This window comes from Citrobacter sp. Cpo091 (assembly GCF_030332645.1).
Lineage (GTDB): Bacteria > Pseudomonadota > Gammaproteobacteria > Enterobacterales > Enterobacteriaceae > Citrobacter > Citrobacter portucalensis.
In genome coordinates this window covers 455,235-476,036 of sequence record NZ_JAOWHL010000034.1, presented here as the reverse complement: position 1 = coordinate 476,036, position 20,802 = coordinate 455,235, and the positions used below count along the sequence as shown (strand labels likewise).

18 protein-coding genes and 1 other annotated feature are annotated in these 20,802 nt (G+C 53.8%); of the genes, 10 read left to right on the top strand and 8 right to left on the bottom strand.

Annotated features, from left to right (window positions below; genetic code table 11):
* Window positions 1-32: 32 nt before the first annotated feature.
* Window positions 33-194 carry a pleiotropic regulatory protein RsmS gene (rsmS, locus tag OGY04_RS12880; protein WP_008783967.1) on the bottom strand — a complete coding sequence of 54 codons (162 nt, stop codon included), beginning with the start codon at window positions 192-194 and terminating at the stop codon, window positions 33-35.
* A 14-nt stretch (window positions 195-208) separates the two neighbouring features.
* Window positions 209-736: a primosomal replication protein N'' gene (priC, locus tag OGY04_RS12875; RefSeq protein WP_008783968.1), complete on the bottom strand. Its 528-nt coding sequence runs from the start codon at window positions 734-736 to the stop codon at window positions 209-211.
* Between the two features lie 69 nt (window positions 737-805).
* Here priC and OGY04_RS12870 point away from each other — a divergent pair, with 69 nt between their 5' ends.
* From OGY04_RS12870 to hemH, 8 genes are all read left to right on the top strand, one after another.
* Window positions 806-1,183 (top strand): DUF454 family protein, encoded by a 378-nt coding sequence (locus OGY04_RS12870; RefSeq protein ID WP_008783969.1) that lies wholly within the window; start codon window positions 806-808, stop codon window positions 1,181-1,183.
* A gap of 193 nt (window positions 1,184-1,376) precedes the next feature.
* Window positions 1,377-1,928 carry an adenine phosphoribosyltransferase gene (gene apt / locus OGY04_RS12865; protein ID WP_003021759.1) on the top strand — a complete coding sequence of 184 codons (552 nt, stop codon included), beginning with the start codon at window positions 1,377-1,379 and terminating at the stop codon, window positions 1,926-1,928.
* A gap of 210 nt (window positions 1,929-2,138) precedes the next feature.
* Window positions 2,139-4,067, top strand: coding sequence for a DNA polymerase III subunit gamma/tau (dnaX, locus tag OGY04_RS12860; RefSeq protein ID WP_286585365.1), 1,929 nt, complete (start codon window positions 2,139-2,141; stop codon window positions 4,065-4,067).
* Window positions 3,400-3,464 (top strand) — a sequence feature (DnaX frameshifting element). It overlaps the preceding gene by 65 nt.
* Before the next feature lie 57 nt (window positions 4,068-4,124).
* Complete coding sequence (locus OGY04_RS12855) at window positions 4,125-4,454, top strand: YbaB/EbfC family nucleoid-associated protein (protein WP_003021764.1); 330 nt, start codon at window positions 4,125-4,127, stop codon at window positions 4,452-4,454.
* Window positions 4,454-5,059, top strand: a complete 606-nt coding sequence (gene recR, locus OGY04_RS12850) for a recombination mediator RecR (protein WP_003831050.1) — start codon at window positions 4,454-4,456, stop codon at window positions 5,057-5,059. Before OGY04_RS12855 ends, recR begins: the two co-directional genes overlap by 1 nt.
* 110 nt (window positions 5,060-5,169) lie before the next feature.
* Window positions 5,170-7,044: a molecular chaperone HtpG gene (gene htpG, locus OGY04_RS12845; protein WP_032942554.1), complete on the top strand. Its 1,875-nt coding sequence runs from the start codon at window positions 5,170-5,172 to the stop codon at window positions 7,042-7,044.
* A gap of 231 nt (window positions 7,045-7,275) precedes the next feature.
* Window positions 7,276-7,920, top strand: coding sequence for an adenylate kinase (adk, locus tag OGY04_RS12840; protein WP_003021773.1), 645 nt, complete (start codon window positions 7,276-7,278; stop codon window positions 7,918-7,920).
* Between the two features lie 163 nt (window positions 7,921-8,083).
* Window positions 8,084-9,046: a ferrochelatase gene (gene hemH / locus OGY04_RS12835; protein WP_003831052.1), complete on the top strand. Its 963-nt coding sequence runs from the start codon at window positions 8,084-8,086 to the stop codon at window positions 9,044-9,046.
* Here the strand turns inward: hemH and aes are convergent.
* Window positions 9,043-10,002: an acetyl esterase gene (gene aes / locus OGY04_RS12830; protein ID WP_286585364.1), complete on the bottom strand. Its 960-nt coding sequence runs from the start codon at window positions 10,000-10,002 to the stop codon at window positions 9,043-9,045. The two genes, hemH and aes, sit on opposite strands and share 4 nt — an antisense overlap.
* 152 nt (window positions 10,003-10,154) lie before the next feature.
* Between aes and gsk the strand changes: the two genes are divergently transcribed.
* Window positions 10,155-11,459 (top strand): inosine/guanosine kinase, encoded by a 1,305-nt coding sequence (gsk, locus tag OGY04_RS12825; RefSeq protein ID WP_003021781.1) that lies wholly within the window; start codon window positions 10,155-10,157, stop codon window positions 11,457-11,459.
* A gap of 45 nt (window positions 11,460-11,504) precedes the next feature.
* Here the strand turns inward: gsk and ybaL are convergent, their stop codons facing one another.
* Complete coding sequence (ybaL, locus tag OGY04_RS12820) at window positions 11,505-13,184, bottom strand: YbaL family putative K(+) efflux transporter (RefSeq protein ID WP_286585363.1); 1,680 nt, start codon at window positions 13,182-13,184, stop codon at window positions 11,505-11,507.
* 225 nt (window positions 13,185-13,409) lie between these two features.
* Window positions 13,410-14,630, bottom strand: coding sequence for an MFS transporter (locus OGY04_RS12815; protein WP_286585362.1), 1,221 nt, complete (start codon window positions 14,628-14,630; stop codon window positions 13,410-13,412).
* A 174-nt stretch (window positions 14,631-14,804) separates the two neighbouring features.
* Here OGY04_RS12815 and ushA point away from each other — a divergent pair, with 174 nt between their 5' ends.
* Window positions 14,805-16,457, top strand: coding sequence for a bifunctional UDP-sugar hydrolase/5'-nucleotidase UshA (gene ushA / locus OGY04_RS12810; protein WP_057067773.1), 1,653 nt, complete (start codon window positions 14,805-14,807; stop codon window positions 16,455-16,457).
* A gap of 107 nt (window positions 16,458-16,564) precedes the next feature.
* Here ushA and ybaK read toward each other — a convergent pair whose 3' ends face one another.
* The 3 genes from ybaK to copA form a co-directional block, all read right to left on the bottom strand.
* Complete coding sequence (gene ybaK / locus OGY04_RS12805) at window positions 16,565-17,044, bottom strand: Cys-tRNA(Pro)/Cys-tRNA(Cys) deacylase YbaK (protein WP_003831056.1); 480 nt, start codon at window positions 17,042-17,044, stop codon at window positions 16,565-16,567.
* Window positions 17,045-17,245: 201 nt separating this feature from the next.
* Window positions 17,246-18,040: a TraB/GumN family protein gene (locus tag OGY04_RS12800; RefSeq protein ID WP_060682642.1), complete on the bottom strand. Its 795-nt coding sequence runs from the start codon at window positions 18,038-18,040 to the stop codon at window positions 17,246-17,248.
* 153 nt (window positions 18,041-18,193) lie between these two features.
* Entirely contained in the window at window positions 18,194-20,695 is a 2,502-nt protein-coding gene (copA, locus tag OGY04_RS12795) for a copper-exporting P-type ATPase CopA (RefSeq protein ID WP_060682640.1), read from the bottom strand.
* Window positions 20,696-20,802 lie beyond the last annotated feature (107 nt).

Here is a 20,802-nt window from a genome sequence, read left to right as displayed (position 1 = left end):
CCTGATAAGTGCAACGCTTTCAGGCATTCCAGCTATATCGCGTTTTTTGAACAAGAGAGCTGTTTCTTTTCGTAATCCCGTTTAACAATCTCCAGCGCCTTCAGTACGGTTTCAGGCGCAACCTGATTTTCCTCAAGTAAAACAATCAAATCGACGGCCAGTTTGACCTCGTCCGGGGCGTTCTCTAATGACATAAATTCTCCGGGGATTAGCGGGTTAAACGCGCCAGCACGTTTTCTATTCTTGCCAGAGCATGGCGACAACGCGCCAGTCGCGCCTCGAATGCTTCTACTTCACGATGCAGTTTTTGCTGTTCTTCAAAGCCGGTAGCCTGAGCCAGACGCTCTTTGCGTTCACGCGTCATTTCAACCAGACGGCGTTCAAATTCCTGATGTTGGACCCGCTTGCGCTGCCAGCGCGCCAGACCTGGAGAAGCGCTGTCCCACTCTCGAAGGGACCAACTGGCGGTTTCACGTGAAATCGCCTCTAACTGTGAGGCAAGGTGTTCCGCAAGCCAGGTGATTTGTGGGAGTTGTTGCTGCTCAACGGCGCGACGCAGGGCAGTAAGATTATCGTCAGCCTCATCCAGACAGGCCTGCAGCAACGTGCTGCGCGTGTGAAACAGATGCCTGTCAAAGCGGGCGCTAAGCGTTGTGTGGTGCGCCAGCGGGGCGCAATGTTGTCGCAAGCGGTTAAGCTGGTTTTCGAGCGTCTGTAACAGCATGGCGGTTTTCACAACAACACTCCGATGAAAATGAGAACCGTTATGCTAAAGTAGCGATTCTCTGTGTTAAGTACTCATATTATGCAACGCATTATTCTAATCATCATTGGCTGGATAGCGGTAGTGCTAGGTACGCTGGGCGTAGTATTGCCTCTGTTGCCGACGACGCCGTTTATACTGCTGGCTGCCTGGTGTTTTGCCCGCTCATCGCCGCGTTTTCACGACTGGTTGCTTTACCGTTCGTGGTTCGGCGGGTATTTGCGCCACTGGCAAAAACACCGTGCGATGCCGCCGGGAGCAAAACCGCGCGCTATTTTGTTGATTCTGGTGACGTTTGGTATTTCGCTCTGGCTGGTCAATATGATGTGGGTGCGCGGCCTGCTGCTGGTTATTCTCGCCTGTTTACTGATTTTTATGTGGCGGATCCCGGTGATTGATGAAAAACAACAAAAGCAGTAAAGCGCAATAATCGCTGTTGCAATTGTCTCTCACAGCCAGTAAATTCGACCGTTTTCGAGCACAGGCGCAGGTGGTCAAAGGTTAAGCAAGTGTAACCTTGACTCTTATATAGACACAAAATCATTCAAGATTCGTCGAGGATGAAGTGTTTAGTGCGCCGTGAAGTAATACTGTATTAATCAGGCACAAACTTATGACCGCGACAGCACAGCAGCTTGAGTTTCTCAAAAATAGCATCAAAAGCATCCACGACTACCCAAAACCGGGCATTCTCTTTCGTGATGTCACCAGTTTACTGGAAGACCCGAAAGCCTACGCCCTCAGCATTGAATTGCTGGTTGAACGCTACAAAAATGCGGGTATCACTAAAGTGGTTGGCACCGAAGCGCGTGGCTTCCTGTTTGGCGCGCCGGTAGCGTTGGGTTTGGGCGTCGGCTTTGTTCCGGTACGCAAACCCCGTAAGCTTCCGCGTGAAGTTATTGCTGAGACCTATGAGCTGGAGTACGGCACCGATCAGCTGGAAATCCACGTTGATGCCATCAAACCTGGCGATAAAGTGCTGGTTGTGGACGACCTGCTGGCAACTGGCGGCACGATTGAAGCGACCGTGAAGCTGATCCGCCGTCTGGGTGGTGAAGTTACCGATGCTGCTTTTATCATTAACCTGTTTGATCTGGGCGGCGAACAGCGTCTGGAAAAACAGGGGCTTACCTGTTATAGCCTGGTTCCATTCCCGGGCCACTAATTTAGGGCTATCTTTTTTGCCATTTTGGCCCCGGTCAGTGCTCGAAATCCTCACGTACTGCGTGTACGCTCCGGTTTCTGTGCGCTGCCCGAAACCAAACTGACTGCAACGATAACGCCCGAATATAACGTGTCAACCTCGCCGTCGCTGCGAGGTTGTGTTAGCATTATCCCCCTGTGAATCCACCCTCCAGCCTTTCAGAGCCTGCCAATGAGTTATCAGGTCTTAGCCCGAAAATGGCGCCCACAAACCTTTGCTGACGTCGTCGGCCAGGAACATGTGCTGACGGCACTGGCGAACGGCTTGTCGCTAGGGCGTATTCATCATGCTTATTTGTTTTCCGGCACCCGTGGCGTCGGGAAAACCTCTATCGCCCGCTTGCTGGCGAAGGGATTAAACTGTGAAACCGGCATCACCGCCACGCCGTGTGGCGTGTGCGATAACTGCCGGGAAATCGAGCAGGGGCGTTTTGTCGATCTGATTGAAATCGACGCCGCCTCACGCACCAAAGTCGAAGACACCCGTGACCTGCTGGATAACGTCCAGTATGCGCCTGCGCGCGGTCGCTTTAAGGTCTACTTGATCGACGAAGTGCACATGCTGTCGCGCCACAGTTTTAATGCCTTGCTGAAAACGCTCGAAGAGCCGCCCGCGCACGTTAAGTTCCTGCTGGCGACTACCGATCCGCAGAAGCTGCCGGTGACTATCCTGTCGCGCTGTCTGCAATTCCATCTTAAAGCGTTGGATGTCGAACAGATTCGCCATCAGCTTGAGCATATCCTCAAAGAAGAGCATATCGCCCATGAACCACGTGCACTGCAACTGCTGGCTCGCGCCGCGGACGGTAGCCTGCGTGATGCGCTGAGCCTGACCGATCAGGCGATCGCCAGCGGCGATGGTCAGGTCTCGACCGAGGCGGTCAGCACCATGCTCGGCACGCTGGACGACGACCAGGCGCTCTCGCTCGTTGAAGCGGTTGTGGCTGCGGACGGCGAACGCGTTATGGCGCTGGTAAACGACGCCGCCGCGCGCGGTATCGAATGGGAAGCGCTGCTGGTTGAGATGTCGGCTTTGCTGCATCGTATTGCCATGGTTCAGCTTTCGCCTGCCGCGCTCGGCAGCGATATGGCCGCCATTGAACAGCGTATGCGTGAACTGGCGCGAATTGTTCCGCCAACCGATGTGCAGCTTTACTACCAGACTTTGTTAATCGGCCGCAAAGAACTGCCGTATGCACCGGACAGGCGAATGGGCGTCGAAATGACGCTGCTGCGTGCGCTGGCTTTTCATCCGCGCACGCCGCTCCCGGAACCTGAAGTTCCACGACAGTCGTTTGCCCCGGTCGCACCCACTGCGGTGATGACCCCGACGCAGGTGCAGCAGCAGCCTGCGCCTGCACAACAGCAACAGAATGTGCCGCTCTCCGATGCCACCAGTCAGGTGTTGGCGGCGCGTAGCCAGTTGCAACGCGCTCAGGGAGCAACCAAAGCAAAAAAGAGTGAACCGGCAGCCGCTTCCCGCGCGCGGCCGGTGAATAATGCTGCGCTGGAAAGACTGGCTTCGGTGTCGGAACGTGTTCAGGCGCGTCCGGCGGTCTCTGCGCTGGAAAAAGCACCGGCGAAGAAAGAAGCGTATCGCTGGAAAGCGACCAATCCTGTTGCAGAAGTTAAAGAAGTCGTTGCCACGCCGAAAGCGCTGAAAAAAGCGCTTGAGCATGAAAAAACGCCGGAACTGGCGGCAAAGCTTGCGGCTGAAGCCATTGAACGCGACCCGTGGGCCGCCCAGGTGAGTCAGCTCTCGCTGCCTAAACTGGTGGAGCAGGTAGCGCTTAATGCCTGGAAAGAAGAGAATGGCAACGTAGTTTGCCTGCACCTGCGTTCCACGCAGCGACACCTAAATTCCAGCGGCGCGCAGCAAAAACTGGCTGAAGCACTGAGTTCCTTAACGGGGTCAACGGTTGAATTGACCATCGTTGAAGATGATAATCCAGCGGTGCGTACGCCGCTGGAGTGGCGTCAGGCCATTTATGAAGAGAAACTCGCGCAGGCGCGTGAGTCGATTATTGCGGATAATAACATTCAGACGCTGCGTCGTTTTTTCGATGCGGAGCTGGACGAAGAGAGTATTCGCCCCATTTGATCGTGAGCCTAATGGTTTGACGGTCGTCATCCCTTAACGTGATTGAGAGAGAAGCCTATGTTTGGTAAAGGCGGTCTGGGTAACCTGATGAAACAGGCCCAGCAGATGCAAGAAAAAATGCAGCAGATGCAGGAAGAAGTCGCCAAGCTGGAAGTGACCGGCGAATCTGGCGCGGGTCTGGTAAAAGTGACCATTAACGGCGCGCACAACTGCCGTCGCGTGGAGATCGATCCAAGCCTGCTGGAAGACGACAAAGAGATGCTGGAAGATCTGGTTGCTGCGGCATTCAACGACGCGGCGCGTCGCATTGAAGAGACGCAGAAAGAGAAGATGGCCTCTGTTTCCTCCGGAATGCAGCTGCCGCCTGGCTTTAAGATGCCGTTCTGATGCAAACCAGCCCGCTGTTAACTCAGCTTATGGAAGCACTGCGCTGTCTGCCGGGCGTTGGCCCGAAGTCGGCGCAGCGCATGGCGTTCACGCTGCTTCAGCGCGATCGCAGCGGCGGGATGCGTCTGGCACAGGCGTTAACGAAGGCAATGTCGGAAATCGGCCACTGTGCCGATTGCCGCACCTTCACAGAGCAAGACGTCTGCAACATTTGCTCGAACCCGCGTCGCCAGGAAAACGGTCAGATTTGTGTGGTGGAGAGTCCGGCGGACATCTACGCCATTGAGCAAACCGGGCAGTTTTCCGGACGTTACTTCGTGCTGATGGGACACCTGTCGCCGCTGGATGGTATTGGCCCTGATGATATCGGGCTGGATCGTCTCGAACAGCGACTGGAGTCTGAGCAAATCAACGAACTGATCCTGGCGACCAATCCTACGGTCGAAGGAGAGGCGACCGCCAACTATATTGCTGAGCTTTGCATGCAATATGGCGTTGAAGCCAGCCGTATCGCCCATGGCGTTCCGGTAGGCGGCGAGCTGGAAATGGTCGATGGCACTACGCTGTCGCACTCTCTGGCAGGGCGACACAAGATTAAATTCTGAACAAACGGAGGCCGCGACGGCGGCTTCCGCTTGAAATCCTTCCCGCTTGTCCCCATTTCACCCTCAACGTGTTTTTACCATTGAAAATGGCATTGTTGAGGTAGATCTACATGAAAGGACAAGAAACTCGTGGTTTTCAGTCAGAAGTAAAACAACTTCTGCACCTGATGATCCATTCTCTGTATTCCAATAAAGAAATCTTCCTGCGTGAGCTTATCTCTAACGCCTCGGATGCGGCAGACAAGCTGCGTTTCCGCGCCCTGTCTAACCCGGACCTGTATGAAGGCGACGGTGAGCTGCGTGTACGTGTTTCCTTCGATAAAGATAAACGTACGTTGACCATTGCCGATAACGGCGTGGGGATGAACCGTGATGACGTTATCGATCATCTGGGGACCATTGCGAAATCCGGTACTAAATCTTTCCTCGAATCCATGGGATCCGATCAGGCGAAAGACAGCCAGTTGATCGGCCAGTTCGGGGTGGGTTTCTACTCTGCGTTCATCGTGGCGGACAAAGTCACCGTGCGTACCCGCGCTGCGGGCGATAAGCCGGAAAACGGCGTGTTCTGGGAATCTGCGGGCGAAGGTGAGTACACCGTTGCCGATATCACCAAAGACGATCGCGGCACCGAAATCACCCTACATCTGCGTGAAGGCGAAGATGAGTTCCTTGATGACTGGCGCGTACGTTCCATCATCAGCAAATATTCCGACCATATCGCGCTGCCGGTAGAGATCGAAAAATCCGAAGAAAAAGACGGCGAGACCGTGGTTTCCTGGGAAAAGATCAACAAAGCGCAGGCGCTGTGGACCCGTAACAAGTCGGAAATCAAAGACGACGAATACAACGAGTTCTACAAGCACATCGCCCACGACTTCACTGACCCGCTGACCTGGAGCCATAACCGTGTGGAAGGTAAGCAGGAGTACACCAGCCTGCTGTACATCCCGTCCCAGGCTCCGTGGGATATGTGGAACCGCGATCACAAGCATGGTCTGAAACTGTACGTCCAGCGTGTGTTTATTATGGACGACGCCGAGCAGTTCATGCCGAACTACCTGCGCTTTGTGCGCGGTCTGATAGATTCCAACGATCTGCCGCTGAACGTTTCCCGTGAGATCCTGCAGGATAGCACCGTCACCCGTAACCTGCGCAGCGCGCTGACCAAACGCGTACTGCAGATGCTGGAAAAACTGGCGAAAGACGACGCGGAAAAATACCAGACCTTCTGGAAACAGTTCGGCCTGGTACTGAAAGAAGGCCCGGCGGAAGATCACGCCAACCAGGAAACGATCGCTAAGCTGATGCGCTTCGCGTCTACGCACACTGACTCCTCCGCACAGACCGTGTCGCTGGAAGACTACGTGTCGCGGATGAAAGAAGGGCAGGAGAAAATCTACTACATCACCGCAGACAGCTATGCGGCAGCGAAGAGCAGCCCGCACCTGGAACTGCTGCGTAAGAAAGGCATCGAAGTGCTGCTGCTTTCTGACCGCATCGATGAGTGGATGATGAACTACCTGACCGAGTTCGACGGTAAGGCATTCCAGTCTGTTGCCAAAGCTGACGAGTCCATCGACAAGCTGGCGGATGAAGTTGATGAATCGGCAAAAGAAGCGGAAAAAGCGCTGACGCCGTTCGTTGAGCGCGTGAAAACCCTGCTGGGCGACCGCGTGAAAGAAGTGCGTCTGACTCACCGTCTGACCGACACGCCAGCCATCGTCACCACCGATGCGGATGAAATGAGCACCCAGATGGCGAAACTGTTTGCCGCTGCGGGCCAGGCCGTACCGGAAGTGAAATATATCTTTGAACTCAACCCGGACCACGTGCTGGTAAAACGCACGGCAGATACCCAGGACGAAGCGCAGTTCAAAGAGTGGGTCGAACTGCTGCTGGATCAGGCGCTGTTTGCTGAGCGCGGCACGCTGGAAGACCCTAACCAGTTCATCCGTCGTATGAACCAGTTGCTGGTGTCCTGATACCCGTAATGTAATGCCGGATGGCGTTAACGCTTATCCGGCCTACAGCATCTCGTAATAGTATGCCGGATACGGTGTTTCCACCGCCATCCGGCATTTTCTCGCCTTATTTTTAATTTTCCCACCGTTAACCGTTTCAGCGTCGGGCGTCTTTCTTGAGCCAATTGCGTGATGGTGGTATCGTTTAGCGCTTTTTAAAAAATATCGACAACCTTTAAGGGGATTTTCGTAATGCGTATCATTCTGCTTGGCGCTCCGGGCGCGGGTAAAGGAACTCAGGCTCAGTTCATCATGGAGAAGTATGGTATTCCGCAAATCTCCACCGGTGATATGCTGCGTGCTGCCGTGAAATCTGGCTCCGAGCTGGGCAAACAAGCGAAAGACATCATGGACGCCGGTAAGCTGGTGACTGATGAGCTGGTGATCGCGCTGGTAAAAGAGCGTATTGCTCAGGAAGACTGCCGTAATGGTTTCCTGCTGGATGGCTTCCCGCGTACTATTCCGCAGGCAGACGCCATGAAAGAAGCGGGCATCAACGTGGACTACGTTCTGGAGTTCGATGTTCCTGACGAACTGATCGTTGACCGTATCGTGGGTCGTCGCGTACACGCTGCTTCTGGCCGCGTTTACCATATCAAATTCAACCCGCCTAAGGTTGAAGGTAAAGACGACGTGACTGGCGAAGAGCTGACCACCCGTAAAGACGATCAGGAAGAAACTGTACGTAAGCGCCTGGTGGAATACCATCAGATGACCGCTCCGCTGATCGGCTACTACTCTAAAGAAGCGCAGGCGGGTAACACCAAATACGCGAAAGTTGATGGCACTCAGGCCGTTGCTGACGTGCGCGCAGCGCTGGAAAAAATCCTCGGCTAATTTTTTCGCGTATTAAACCTCTTATCAGGCCTGCCATTATCGCGTAGGCCTGATAAGCGTAGCGCCATCAGGCAAATTCTCGTCTTACCTCTCACAGCAATTAGTTCTTCTTTATCGCTTTTCCGCTACAATTATCAACAATTTGAATCGATAAGAGGCGGTAATGCGTCAGACGAAAACCGGTATCCTGCTGGCAAACCTCGGCACTCCCGATGCCCCAACCCCCGAAGCCGTTAAGCGCTACCTGCGCCAGTTTTTAAGCGATCCACGCGTAGTTGATACGTCACCTGCACTGTGGTGGCCGCTTCTGCGCGGGGTGATTTTACCGTTGCGTGCGCCACGCGTAGCCAAGCTGTACCAGTCAATCTGGATGGAAGACGGTTCCCCGCTGATGGTTTATAGCAAGGCACAACAGCGTGCGCTGGCAGAGCGTCTACCAAATACCCCTGTTGCGCTGGGAATGAGCTACGGTTCGCCGTCGCTTGAAAGCGCGGTCGATGAACTGTTGGCAAGCGGGGTTGAACACATGGTGGTGTTACCGCTGTACCCGCAATATTCCTGTTCGACGGTGGCGGCAGTCTGGGACGAGCTGGCGCGTATCTTAGCGCGTAAACGCGGTATTCCTGGCGTTTCATTTATTCGTGATTACGCCGATGACAGCAGCTACATCGATGCGCTGGCGAAGAGTGCCCGGGATTCATTTGCTCAACACGGTGAACCTGATTTGCTGCTGCTCTCCTATCACGGCATTCCGCAGCGTTACGCCGATGAAGGCGATGACTACCCGCAGCGCTGTCGCGATACCACCCGAGAGCTGGTTTCAGCGCTTGGCCTGCCGCCAGAAAAAGTAATGATGACCTTCCAGTCTCGCTTTGGTCGCGAACCGTGGCTGACGCCGTATACCGACGAAACGTTAAAAATGCTGGCGGAGAAAGGGACACAACATATCCAGGTTATGTGTCCGGGCTTCTCGGCAGATTGCCTCGAAACGCTGGAAGAGATAGCGGTACAAAACCGGGAGATTTTCCTCGAAGCTGGCGGTAAGCAATATGAGTATATTCCGGCGCTTAATGCCGCACCGGAACATATCGAAATGATGGTTAAACTGACCGACGCTTACCGTTAAAGCTGGGCTCTGAAGTAACGAGCGCCTTCCCGCAACGCATCGTCGGCGGTTTTCATCATTCGCGAATAGTGCAGGAAGGCGTGTAGCGTACCGGGGTACATTTTGTACTGGCAGGGCTGCTGATGCGCCTGCAACGTCTGGAATAGTAAGCGGCTATCGTCAATCAGCGGATCAAACTCAGCGCCAGCGATAAAACACGGTGGCACGTCACGCGTCAGATCGTTATTAAACAGGCAATAATACGGTGACTCGCGATCGTCAGCGCTACGCAGGTACGCGTTTTCGTACATCTGCAAGTCCTCGCGGGTTAACCCATCCCACGCTCCGCCCATCAGCCGTCGACTCAGTGAATCTTGCAGGCCGTAAAGCCCATACCACAACAGCACTCCAGCCACCTTGCCGCAGGCAATGCGTTTATCCCGTAGCCACAGCGCGCTGGCAAGCGCCAGCATGGCTCCGGCGGAATCGCCCGCAAAACCGATATGATTCACATTAAGAGAATAGTCGCCAGCGTGCTGATGAAAATACTGGCAGACGGCGGCAATCTCTTCGATGGCTTGCGGGAAACGGGCTTCTGGCGCAAGCGAATAGTCGATACCAATTACCGTGCACTGCGTATAGCGCGCCAGCAAGCGCATAATACGGTCGTGGGTATCCAGATTACCGAGAATAAAACCGCCGCCATGCAGATAATACAACGTTGCCAGGCTATGAGGCTGCGGTGAGTAAATACGTGTGGCCACGGGGCCGCATGCGGTAGAAATAACGCATTCGCGGGTATTCATCTCTGGGGCATCGGCATTCCACAGCTGCCGTTCATGAATGTAGTGTTGGCGCTGGGCCACGAAGTCATCTGCAGCGGGCCACGGCGGCAGATCGTCGCGATGAAAATTCACCACGCTTTTCATTTCATCCGAAATTCTGTCGAGTACGGGGATCTTGTTTTCCGGCTTCATAAAACGCTCCTTGTGAAGGTGAGTTATTGTAGAAATTAATCCCGTATAAACTGCGATCTCACCGTCTGATATTGAAACTTAGCGCCGCATCGCATGCGTGGCAGGGAATGTGCTACCATGCATCGCTCAGTTAACCACCCGTAAAATCGACCATGAAATTTCCCGGTAAACGCAAATCCAAACACTATTTTCCCGTCAGCGCGCGCGATCCGTTGCTGCAACAAATTCAGCCAGAAAATGAAACCAGCGCAGCCTGGGTGGTAGGTATCGACCAGACGCTGGTGGATATTGAAGCCAAAGTGGATGATGACTTTGTAAAACGTTATGGATTAAGCGCAGGGCATTCTCTGGTGATTGCCGATGATGTCGCAGAAGCGCTCTACCAGGAACTGGTGCGTGAAAATTTGATCACCCATCAGTTTGCGGGCGGTACTATCGGTAACACGATGCACAACTACTCTGTGTTGGCGGATGACCGCTCGGTGCTGCTGGGCGTGATGTGCAGCAATATCGAGATTGGCAGCTATGCTTACCGCTATTTATGCAATACCTCCAGCCGTACCGACCTGAATTACCTGCAAGGCGTTAACGGACCGATTGGCCGCTGCTTTACACTGATTGGCGAGTCAGGTGAGCGTACCTTCGCAATCAGCCCTGGGCATATGAATAAGCTACGAGCGGATAGCATCCCTGAATCAGTGATTGCCGGAGCGTCCGCGCTGGTGCTGACGTCTTATCTGGTGCGCTGCGAACCGGGTGAGCCGATGCCGGAAGCGACCATGAAGGCGATTGAATACGCCAAAAAGCACAATGTGCCGGTGGTTCTGACCCTGGGCACCAAATTCGTTATTGCCGATAACCCACAGTGGTGGCAGGCATTCCTGAAAGAGCATGTCTCTATTCTGGCGATGAATGAAGAAGAGGCTGAAGCGCTGACCGGCGAGAACGACCCTCTGCTGGCATCTGACAAGGCGCTGGATTGGGTGGATCTGGTGCTGTGCACGGCGGGTCCGGCGGGTCTGTATATGGCGGGCTTTACGGAAGAAGAAGTTAAACGTAAAACCCAGCATCCGCTGCTCCCTGGTGCTATTGCCGAATTTAACCAGTACGAATTCAGCCGCGCCATGCGCCATAAAGACTGTACCAATCCGCTGCGCGTGTATTCGCACATTGCACCGTATATGGGCGGGCCTGAGAAGATAATGAACACCAACGGCGCAGGTGACGGCGCGCTGGCGGCATTGCTGCATGATATTACCGCCAACAGCTATCACCGCAGCAACGTGCCTAACTCCAGCAAGCACAAGTTCACCTGGCTGACCTATTCGTCGTTAGCCCAGGTGTGTAAGTATGCTAATCGCGTGAGTTATCAGGTGCTGAACCAGCATTCACCGCGCCTGACGCGCGGTTTACCGGAACGTGAAGACAGTCTCGAAGAGTCGTACTGGGACCGTTAAATCTTGCATAGGCCGGATAAGCGATAACGCTATCCGGCACGGACATTAACTGGCCGTAGCAACTTCACCTGCAGGCGGCGTTTCAATCAGCTCCAGCATGGTGCGGGCGATTTCACGCTCACCCATGACGACCTGGTTGGCGCCGCGTTCGGTAATATATTCCACCTCATCGTCATAATGCGCGCGGGCGATAATCTCAATCGACGGGCATTTCTCACGTGCAGAAGCGACAATTTCACCCGCTTCATAACCATTGGGAATGGTCAGCAGCAGCCAGCGCGCGCAATCCAGATGCGCCAGATTCATAATCTCTTCGTTGGCGGCATTTCCCAGTACCGCGCTGATCCCACGCTCGCGCAGTTCATCCACCCGGGTACGTGAGGTTTCGATCACCACCAGCGGGATCCCCGCAGCCATCAATTTCTCACCCAGCAGGCTGCCGACGCGACCAAAGCCAACCAGCAAGGCATGATTGCAGATATCCACCGGAATTTGCTTCTCTTCTTCGATAGCCTCTTCCAGCGTCTGCTCCTCCAGCGTTTCTGTTTTGGCGAGGTATTTTTCTAACACCGCAAACAGCACCGGGTTGAGCATGATGGACAGGATTGCCCCGGCCAGCACCAGATTCTGTCCGGCCTGCGGCAGCAGGTTCAACGCCATTCCCAGACCCGCCAGGATAAAGGCAAATTCACCAATCTGCGCCAGGCTGGTGGCAATGGTGAGCGCTGTGCGTTGGGAGTGACCAAACAGGCGCACCAGGAAATAGGCGGCAAGGGATTTACCAAAGATGATAATCGCCAGCGTGCCCAGTACCGCCAACGGCTGCTGGATCAGAACTAACGGATCGAACAGCATCCCGACGGAAACGAAGAACAGCACGGCGAACGCATCGCGCAGCGGCAGAGTATCATGCGCCGCACGGTGGCTTAGTTCAGATTCATTCAGCACCATACCGGCGAAGAACGCGCCCAGCGCAAAGGAGACATCGAACAGCTCTACTGCGCCAAAGGCGATACCTAAGGCGAGGGCGAGGACAGAGAGGGTAAACAGTTCGCGTGAACCGGTTGCGGCGCTGCGGGCCATAATCCACGGTACCAGGCGACGACCCACCAGCATCATGATCGCGATAAACGCCACCACCTTACCGATGGTAATACCCATATCGACGGCCAGCGAGGCAAAGCCGACGTCTTCTTTTTCCAGCATCCCGGCGACGGCTGGCAGGAGAACCAGCGTCAGCACCATCATCAGATCTTCGACAATCAACCAGCCAATGGCGATTTGCCCGCGCTGGCTGTCAATGAGCTGTCGTTCTTCAAGCGCACGCAGTAGCACCACGGTACTGGCGGTTGAAAGACACAGACCAAACACGATACCCACCATCAGTGACCAGCCCAATATGGCGGAAAGCGCCATACCCAGCAGCGTTGCCACCGCTATCTGGGCAATCGCGCCGGGAATGGCGATAGACTTTACCGCCATCAAATCCTTCAACGAAAAGTGCAGCCCCACGCCAAACATCAGCAGAATAACGCCAAGCTCGGCCAGCTCAGGCGCGAGCTTAGTATCAGCAACAAAACCAGGTGTAAATGGACCGGCCAGAACGCCCGCTAACAGATATCCCACCAGAGGAGAAATACGCAGTTTATTGGCAATCATGCCTAATATAAAAGCGAGCACAAGGCCGCCGACAATGGTGGTGATAAGCGGGGTGGCGTGATGCATTCCGTCTCCTTTGGTTGCTGTGATGATCCTGAAAACCCAAACTACGAGTAATAGTTTATGACAATTTTAATGTTTATGTTTATGAATAATTGTTGAATTTTGAAGAAAACGGGATTTTAAGCGTAAAAAAGCACGGATCGGAAAAGTATGGTGATATGTGAGAGGTAAAGGCTGATGGCTACTGCAAGTAATGACGGCCAAAATTTACTTTTGGCCGTCAGAAAATCAGGCTTTGTGTCGGTTATCAGGTAAGAATATGGTCAGTATCCCCAGAAGTGGCAGGAAAGCACATATTTTGTAGACCAAATCGATGCTGGTATGGTCGGCTATCAGCCCTAGCACCGCGGCTCCCAAGCCGCCCATACCGAAGGCAAAACCGAAAAATAGCCCAGAAACCATGCCGATACGCCCAGGAAGCAGCTCCTGCGCGTACACCAAAATAGCAGAAAACGCCGATGCGAGGATAAAACCAATGATCACGGTTAAAATTCCGGTCCATTCCAGCGTTGCGTAGGGTAAAACGAGGGTAAATGGCGCAACGCCGAGGATAGACCCCCAAATAACATATTTTCTGCCAATTTTATCGCCTAATGGTCCGCCAATCACCGTCCCGGCCGCGATGGCAAACAGGAAGGCAAACAGGTGAAACTGGGCGTTTTGTACCGATAATCCGAATTTTTGCATCAGATAAAAGGTGTAATAGCTGCTGATGCTCGCCATATAGAAGTATTTGGAGAAAATCAGCACCAGCAGGATGCTTACCGCTAGCACCACTTTATTGCGCGGTAACGGATTGACGATGGCGACTTTCGGTTTTCCTTTACTCATCCGATGCTGCGCGGCATACCAACGGCTGATTTGTGCCAGGACGACAATCGCTAATAACGCAGCCAGAACAAACCAGGCCACATTACCCTTACCATATGGCGCGATGATGACAGCTGCCAGCAAGGGTCCCAGAGAGCTGCCGAAGTTGCCGCCAACCTGGAAAATTGACTGCGCCAGGCCGTGACGACCGCCGGAGGCCATGCGCGCCACGCGGGACGATTCCGGATGAAATACCGAAGAGCCGGTGCCAACCAGCGCCGCGGCGAGCAACACCATATGGAAGCTGCCGGCCATGGCCAGCAAAACAAGCCCACTCAGCGTGAAGCACATCCCAATGGGCAGCGACCACGGCATCGGGTATTTGTCCGTCCAGTAACCCACCACCGGTTGCAGCAGCGAAGAAGCAAGCTGGAAGGTTAGGGTGATCATCCCGATCTGCATGAACGTTAGCGAGAACTCTGACTGCAATAGCGGATAAATCGCCAGGATCAGCGACTGAATCATATCGTTTAGCAGATGGGAGAGGCTGATCGCTCCTAAAATGCCAAATGAGGTGCGTGCTTTAGCAACCGACGCTGACGCGCCAGCCACAGGCTGGGTTGGTTCACTTATTGCCATAGAAAGTCACTTCTGTTTGGGTTGCGATTATGAGGGTAATCTATTTTGTTATTATTACCTGACTAACATACCTGCGGAAGGTGTTTGAAGGAAGTCTCATTTCTGAAAACATTTTCGACTATTATTTCATATCATTGTAATTTCAGTCGTTGATTTTGGCTCAGGGAGAGAAATATGAAGTTTTTAAAACGGGGCGTGGCGCTGGCGTTATTAGCCGCATTTACGCTGGCAGGTCAGCCTGCACAAGCGTACGAAAAAGATAAAACCTACAAAATTACCATTCTGCATACCAACGATCATCACGGTCACTTCTGGCGCAGCGAATACGGAGAATACGGACTGGCGGCGCAAAAAACGCTGGTGGACGGTATTCGTAAAGAGGTGGCAGAGGAAGGGGGCAGCGTACTGCTGCTTTCCGGTGGCGACATTAATACCGGTGTACCGGAGTCCGATCTGCAGGATGCGGAACCTGATTTTCGTGGGATGAACCTGATTGGCTATGACGCGATGGCGGTCGGAAACCACGAGTTTGATAATCCCATGACCGTACTGCGTCAGCAGGAAAAATGGTCCAAATTTCCGTTTCTCTCGGCCAATATCTATCAGAAAAGCACCGGCGAGCGTTTGTTTAAGCCGTGGGCCATCTTTAAGCGCCAGGATTTAAAAATTGCTGTACTCGGTTTAACCACCGACGATACGGCGAAAATAGGCAACCCCGAGTTCTTTACCGATATTGAGTTCCGTAAACCTGCTGATGAAGCCAAACTGGTTATCCAGGAACTGAATATGGGTGAAAAGCCAGACATCATTATCGCGACCACCCATATGGGACATTATGACAACGGCAACCACGGCTCGAACGCCCCTGGCGATGTCGAAATGGCGCGTAGCCTGCCGGCGGGATCGCTGGCGATGATTGTCGGTGGTCACTCGCAGGATCCGGTGTGTATGGCTTCAGAGAACAAGAAGCAGGTTGATTACGTACCGGGTACGCCGTGTGCGCCAGACAAGCAAAATGGGATCTGGATTGTGCAGGCGCACGAGTGGGGGAAATATGTGGGCCGGGCGGACTTTGAGTTCCGTAACGGCGAAATGAAAATGGTCAACTACCAGCTCATTCCCGTCAACCTGAAGAAAAAAGTGACCTGGGACAACGGTAAAAGTGAGCGCGTACTCTATACCCCGGAAATAGCTGAAAATCAGCAAATGCTCTCGCTGCTGACGCCGTTCCAGAATAAAGGTAAAGCGCAGCTCGACGTGAAAATTGGTAGCGTCAATGCGCGCCTCGAAGGCGACCGAAGCAAAGTCCGTTTCGTGCAAACCAACATGGGACATTTGCTGCTGGCTGCGCAAATGGCGCGAACCAGTGCTGATTTTGGCGTGATGAGCGGCGGCGGCATCCGTGATTCTATCGAAGGCGGCGATATCACCTATAAGAGCGTGCTGAAAGTACAGCCGTTCGGAAACATCGTGGTGTATGCCGACATGAGCGGGAAAGAGGTGATTGACTATCTGACCGCCGTGGCGCAAATGAAGCCGGACTCCGGGGCCTATCCACAGTTTGCCAACGTCAGCTTTGTGGCGAAAGACGGCAAGCTTAACGATTTGAAAATTAAAGGCGAACCCGTTGACCCAGCCAAAAACTATCGTATGGCAACGCTAAGCTTCAACGCAACCGGCGGCGATGGCTATCCGCGAATTGATAACAAACCAGGCTATGTGAATACCGGGTTTATTGATGCGGAAGTACTGAAAGAGTTTGTGCAGAAGAACTCACCGCTGGATGCCAGTGTGTATGAGCCGAAGGGGGAAGTTACCTGGCAGTAACAGGGCGGAGTGCCGGATGGCGGTGCGGGCACCTTATCCGGCCTACAGGTCAGTGCGATTTGTAGGCCTTAAAGCTGCGCGCCATCAGGCAATCATTCTATAACCGCTTAATCGCGGCGTGCGATGTCGGCGAATTTCGCATCCAGAATTTTCGCCAGATCGCCCGCTGCCAGTTCGATATCCAGCCCGCGTTTGCCGCCGGAAACATAAATGGTGTCAAACGTCTGGGCAGGGGCATCAATGAGCGTTGGCAATCTCTTTTTCTGTCCTAATGGGCTGATCCCCCCCACCAGATAACCGGTGGTTCGTTGCGCAACCATTGGATCGGCCATATCAACCTTTTTAGCCCCCAGAGCCTTAGCGACCTTTTTGAGATCCAATTGACCGGCTACAGGCGTGACCGCAACTGCCAGATGCTTCATATCGCCATTCACGGCAACCAGCAGCGTTTTGTAGACCTGGTCCGCATTCAGACCTAACTTGCGCACCACTTCATCACCAAAGTTCGTCTCGGACGGATCGTGATCGTAGGTGTGGATCTGGAAAGAAATTTTGTTTTTTTCGAGTAATTTAACGGCGGGTGTCATAGCAATTTTCCTGGACCAGACAAAATACGACTCAAGCATACGCCTGATGTCTGTCTAAAAAATAGTACCATCTTGCGCAATAGTATTGGCAGGATGATGACTTTGAGCGACAATCGAACTACACCGATGCTTTAAGCATTGGGATCATAATAATGATGAAATTCCTCTTTGACGGGCCAATAGAAATATTGGCCATTTTTTTTACCGTAACATCTCCGGCAAATTTCCCTCTCCGTACAGATGTAGCGCGCCAACGGCCACGACGTAATGACCAGCAGGCATCGCCCTGAGCCGATCGCGCCAGGCTGTGTTGCGTTGATGCATCAATACGTCATACAACGACTGGCTAAAGGTATTGGGAAGCGCCAGTTCGCTATTGCGTGGCGGTGTTTTAAGCCACCAGCCCATCATCTGTTGCAACAATCTGGCATTGGTATGCCAGTGCGTCAGAGTATCGTCCAACAGAGCCAGTCCGTTATCAGGCAACTGACATAACAGCTCGATTTGACTGGATGCGCCCTCCAGCTCGATAACGGGTTTATGCGCTTGTTTTGCCGCTTTCAGCAATTGGTAATCAATCCCGTATTCTGCCCGTAGACCCAACTGCTGTGCCTGTGTCGCCTGTAATACCATGGCGATTTGCCACAACGGCTGAGTAGATAACAGCGATGGGGAAATGCCCAGTTCGTTGGTGACTTTACGCAGGTTTTCTAACTGCTCCGGGCTGATTCGTTCTTCGAGTGCGGCAAATGTAGGAAGGTTAGCAAACGGCGCGTCGTCACCGGAAACATCCGCTTCGACAATCAGCGCGTCGGCATGGTTGAGTTTTTTGAGTAATTTGGCAGGCAGAGGTGCCATATCGCGACTGCCCATGTGAATACTGCCAATCAGATGAAAATGGCGGTTGCCGGGCAATGAAATGTCGATGGCAGGCCAGGTATAGTGGTTGCCGCGTAGCGCGGTGAAAAATGTTTTTACCCGGTATAACAGATCCATACGACCTCCCTAAGTAGACTTTCATGCTAGCGCGTGGTCCAGGAAGGTGCAATGCGAGAATCGCCGGATGGCTACACGAAATCGTCTTATCCAGCCTACAATGTTACCTGCACTTTGTAGGCCGGATAAGCGTGAGCGCCATGCGGCAGAGGGTTACTCTTTCGGTTTGAAGCGCAGCAGTCGGTTAGCGTTGCTCACCACAGTAATGGAGGAGAGCGCCATCGCCGCCCCGGCAACGACTGGATTCAGCAGTGTTCCGGTGAACGGCCACAGGATCCCCGCGGCAACGGGAATACCGATGCTGTTATAAATAAACGCGCCGACCAGGTTCTGCTTCATATTACGCAACGTTGCCCGGGAGATAGACAGCGCATCCGCGACGCCCATCAGGCTATGGCGCATCAGCGTAATCGCGGCGGTTTCAATCGCCACATCGCTGCCGCCACCCATGGCAATCCCTACATCGGCCTGAGCCAGCGCAGGTGCATCGTTGATACCGTCACCCACCATGGCAACCTGACGCCCCTGGCTTTGCAGACGTTTAATCGCCTCGGCTTTACCGTCCGGCAGAACACCGGCAATCACCTCATCAATACCGGCTTCTTTGGCAATAGCGTTAGCCGTGGTCGGGTTGTCACCGGTAAGCATCACCAGACGATACCCGTTGCGGTGCAGACGCTGAAGTGCTGCCACGCTGTCGCTACGCAGTGGATCACGCACCGCTAACAGCGCCGCCGCTTTACCATCAATCGCCAACAGGACCGGGGTTGACCCCTGGGATGCCTGAGCGGTGATTTCAGCTTCCATTTCAGTGGTATCTACCTGTTGCTCATTGAGCAGCGCCTGGTTGCCCAGCAGCAGCGTATGACCTTCCGTTTCACCGCTTACGCCTAAACCGCGCAGCGTACGGAAACCATTGACCTGTGGCAGCGTAACATCACCGGCTTTGTCCAGTATCGCTCTGGCCAGCGGGTGGCTGGACCCCTGTTCAAGGGCTGCTGCCAGACGAATTGCCAGTGCTTCATCGGTGTTGCCAAACGTTTTGATGGCGACAACCTGCGGTTTACCTTCAGTCAATGTCCCGGTTTTATCAAATACGACGGTATCAAGCGTACTGGCGCGCTGCAGCGCATCGGCATCACGTACCAGAACCCCAAACTCAGCGGCACGACCTACACCGGAAATAATCGACATTGGTGTAGCCAGGCCCAGCGCACAAGGGCAGGCAATAATCAGTACGGTAGTGGCAATCACCAGCGTATAAACAATTTGTGGTGCCGGCCCGAAGAAATACCAGATTGCCGCACTCACCAGCGCAATGACGACGACGACCGGAACGAACACTGAGGAGATACGGTCGGCTAGTTTACCAATCTCCGGTTTACTGCTTTGCGCCTGGCGCACCATACGAATAATGCGTGACAGCGTGGTGTGGCTGCCAACGGCACTGGCGCGGAACAGCACGCTGCCGTCCTGTACGACCGTACCGGCGTGGACGCTATCGCCTTCGCCTTTTTGTTGCGGAATAGGCTCTCCGGTCAGCATGGCTTCATCCAGCCAGGCTTCGCCCTGAGTGATTTCGCCATCTACCGGAACGCGGTCACCGGTGGTCAGACGCAGCAACATTCCCGCCTGAACGTCTGCCAGCGGCACGTTCTTTTCACCTTCGTCGGTAACAACACGCGCGGTCGGCGGCGTCAGATCGAGTAATTTTTCCAGTGCTTTGGACGAACGCTGGCGAGCCCGCGCTTCCAGCATGTGCCCGAGGTTAATCAGACCGATAATCATCGCACTGGCTTCATAATAGAGGTGTCGCGCTTCCATCGGGAACCATTGCGGCCAGAGGTTGACGCTCATGGAATAAAGCCATGCCACCCCCGTACCCAGCGCCACCAGCGTATCCATGGTCGCGGTGCCGTTCATCAGGCTTTTCCACGCGTTGCGGTAAAAATGACCGCCCGCGAAAACCATCACGGCAAGCGTTGCCAGACCAATCGTCAGCCACAGGCTACGGTTGTCGGCAGTGACCATCATGTTTTCGCCAATCATTCCCCATACCATGACAGGGATACCCAGCAGCAGCGCGACGGCCGCCTGCCAGCGAAAACGTTTCATGGTTGCTATGGCGGTTTCTTGCTGACGCTCGCGGCGCTTAACATCATCTTCAATGGCTTCTGCGCCGTAGCCCGCTTTTTCCACCGCTTTCACTAACTGGTCGGCGGACGCACTGCCCATTACCAGCGCAGTACGTTCCGCCAGGTTTACCCGTGCCTGCGTGACACCCGGTACGCTTTGCAGAGCATCTTGTACGCGGATAACACAGCTGGCGCAGCTCATGCCGTTTAACAGCAACTGTTGGCTGTCATCATCAGCCGTAGCTGCCGGAAGCTCGGAAGGGACCGCTGCCAGTGCTTCCGACGGGATTGATGACTCCGTCAGCGGTTTAGCCTTTGGGTGGCTTAACTCCGCGCCGTAACCGGCTTGTTTGATGGTTTCAATCAGCGCTTCAGCACTGGCGCTCCCGGTGATGTGCGCTTCAGTCACAGTGACATCCGCTTGCTCAACGTCCGGGCGTTGCTCCAGACTTTCTTTAACGCGTTTTACGCAGTGACCACAGGACAAGCCGTCCAAGGTTAGATCGATTGTTTGAGACATAACCAACTCCTTTATTGCAGGATTAACTGACTGTGATAAAGGTTAAACCTTCCATCTAGGGGAAGGTCAAGGGAGTTTTTAGAAAAGGTGCAAAAAGGGCGTAAAGG

Excerpts from the sequence above, each read along its gene's own strand:
- OGY04_RS12800 (WP_060682642.1), bottom strand. The coding sequence starts at position 18,040 with ATGGATCTGTTATACCGGGTAAAAACATTTTTCACCGCGCTACGCGGC.
- recR (WP_003831050.1), top strand. The coding sequence starts at position 4,454 with ATGCAAACCAGCCCGCTGTTAACTCAGCTTATGGAAGCACTGCGCTGT.
- ybaK (WP_003831056.1), bottom strand. The coding sequence starts at position 17,044 with ATGACACCCGCCGTTAAATTACTCGAAAAAAACAAAATTTCTTTCCAG.
- copA (WP_060682640.1), bottom strand. The coding sequence starts at position 20,695 with ATGTCTCAAACAATCGATCTAACCTTGGACGGCTTGTCCTGTGGTCAC.
- ushA (WP_057067773.1), top strand. The coding sequence starts at position 14,805 with ATGAAGTTTTTAAAACGGGGCGTGGCGCTGGCGTTATTAGCCGCATTT.
- apt (WP_003021759.1), top strand. The coding sequence starts at position 1,377 with ATGACCGCGACAGCACAGCAGCTTGAGTTTCTCAAAAATAGCATCAAA.
- gsk (WP_003021781.1), top strand. The coding sequence starts at position 10,155 with ATGAAATTTCCCGGTAAACGCAAATCCAAACACTATTTTCCCGTCAGC.
- aes (WP_286585364.1), bottom strand. The coding sequence starts at position 10,002 with ATGAAGCCGGAAAACAAGATCCCCGTACTCGACAGAATTTCGGATGAA.
- OGY04_RS12815 (WP_286585362.1), bottom strand. The coding sequence starts at position 14,630 with ATGGCAATAAGTGAACCAACCCAGCCTGTGGCTGGCGCGTCAGCGTCG.
- rsmS (WP_008783967.1), bottom strand. The coding sequence starts at position 194 with ATGTCATTAGAGAACGCCCCGGACGAGGTCAAACTGGCCGTCGATTTG.
- adk (WP_003021773.1), top strand. The coding sequence starts at position 7,276 with ATGCGTATCATTCTGCTTGGCGCTCCGGGCGCGGGTAAAGGAACTCAG.
- OGY04_RS12855 (WP_003021764.1), top strand. The coding sequence starts at position 4,125 with ATGTTTGGTAAAGGCGGTCTGGGTAACCTGATGAAACAGGCCCAGCAG.
- dnaX (WP_286585365.1), top strand. The coding sequence starts at position 2,139 with ATGAGTTATCAGGTCTTAGCCCGAAAATGGCGCCCACAAACCTTTGCT.
- htpG (WP_032942554.1), top strand. The coding sequence starts at position 5,170 with ATGAAAGGACAAGAAACTCGTGGTTTTCAGTCAGAAGTAAAACAACTT.
- OGY04_RS12870 (WP_008783969.1), top strand. The coding sequence starts at position 806 with ATGCAACGCATTATTCTAATCATCATTGGCTGGATAGCGGTAGTGCTA.
- ybaL (WP_286585363.1), bottom strand. The coding sequence starts at position 13,184 with ATGCATCACGCCACCCCGCTTATCACCACCATTGTCGGCGGCCTTGTG.
- hemH (WP_003831052.1), top strand. The coding sequence starts at position 8,084 with ATGCGTCAGACGAAAACCGGTATCCTGCTGGCAAACCTCGGCACTCCC.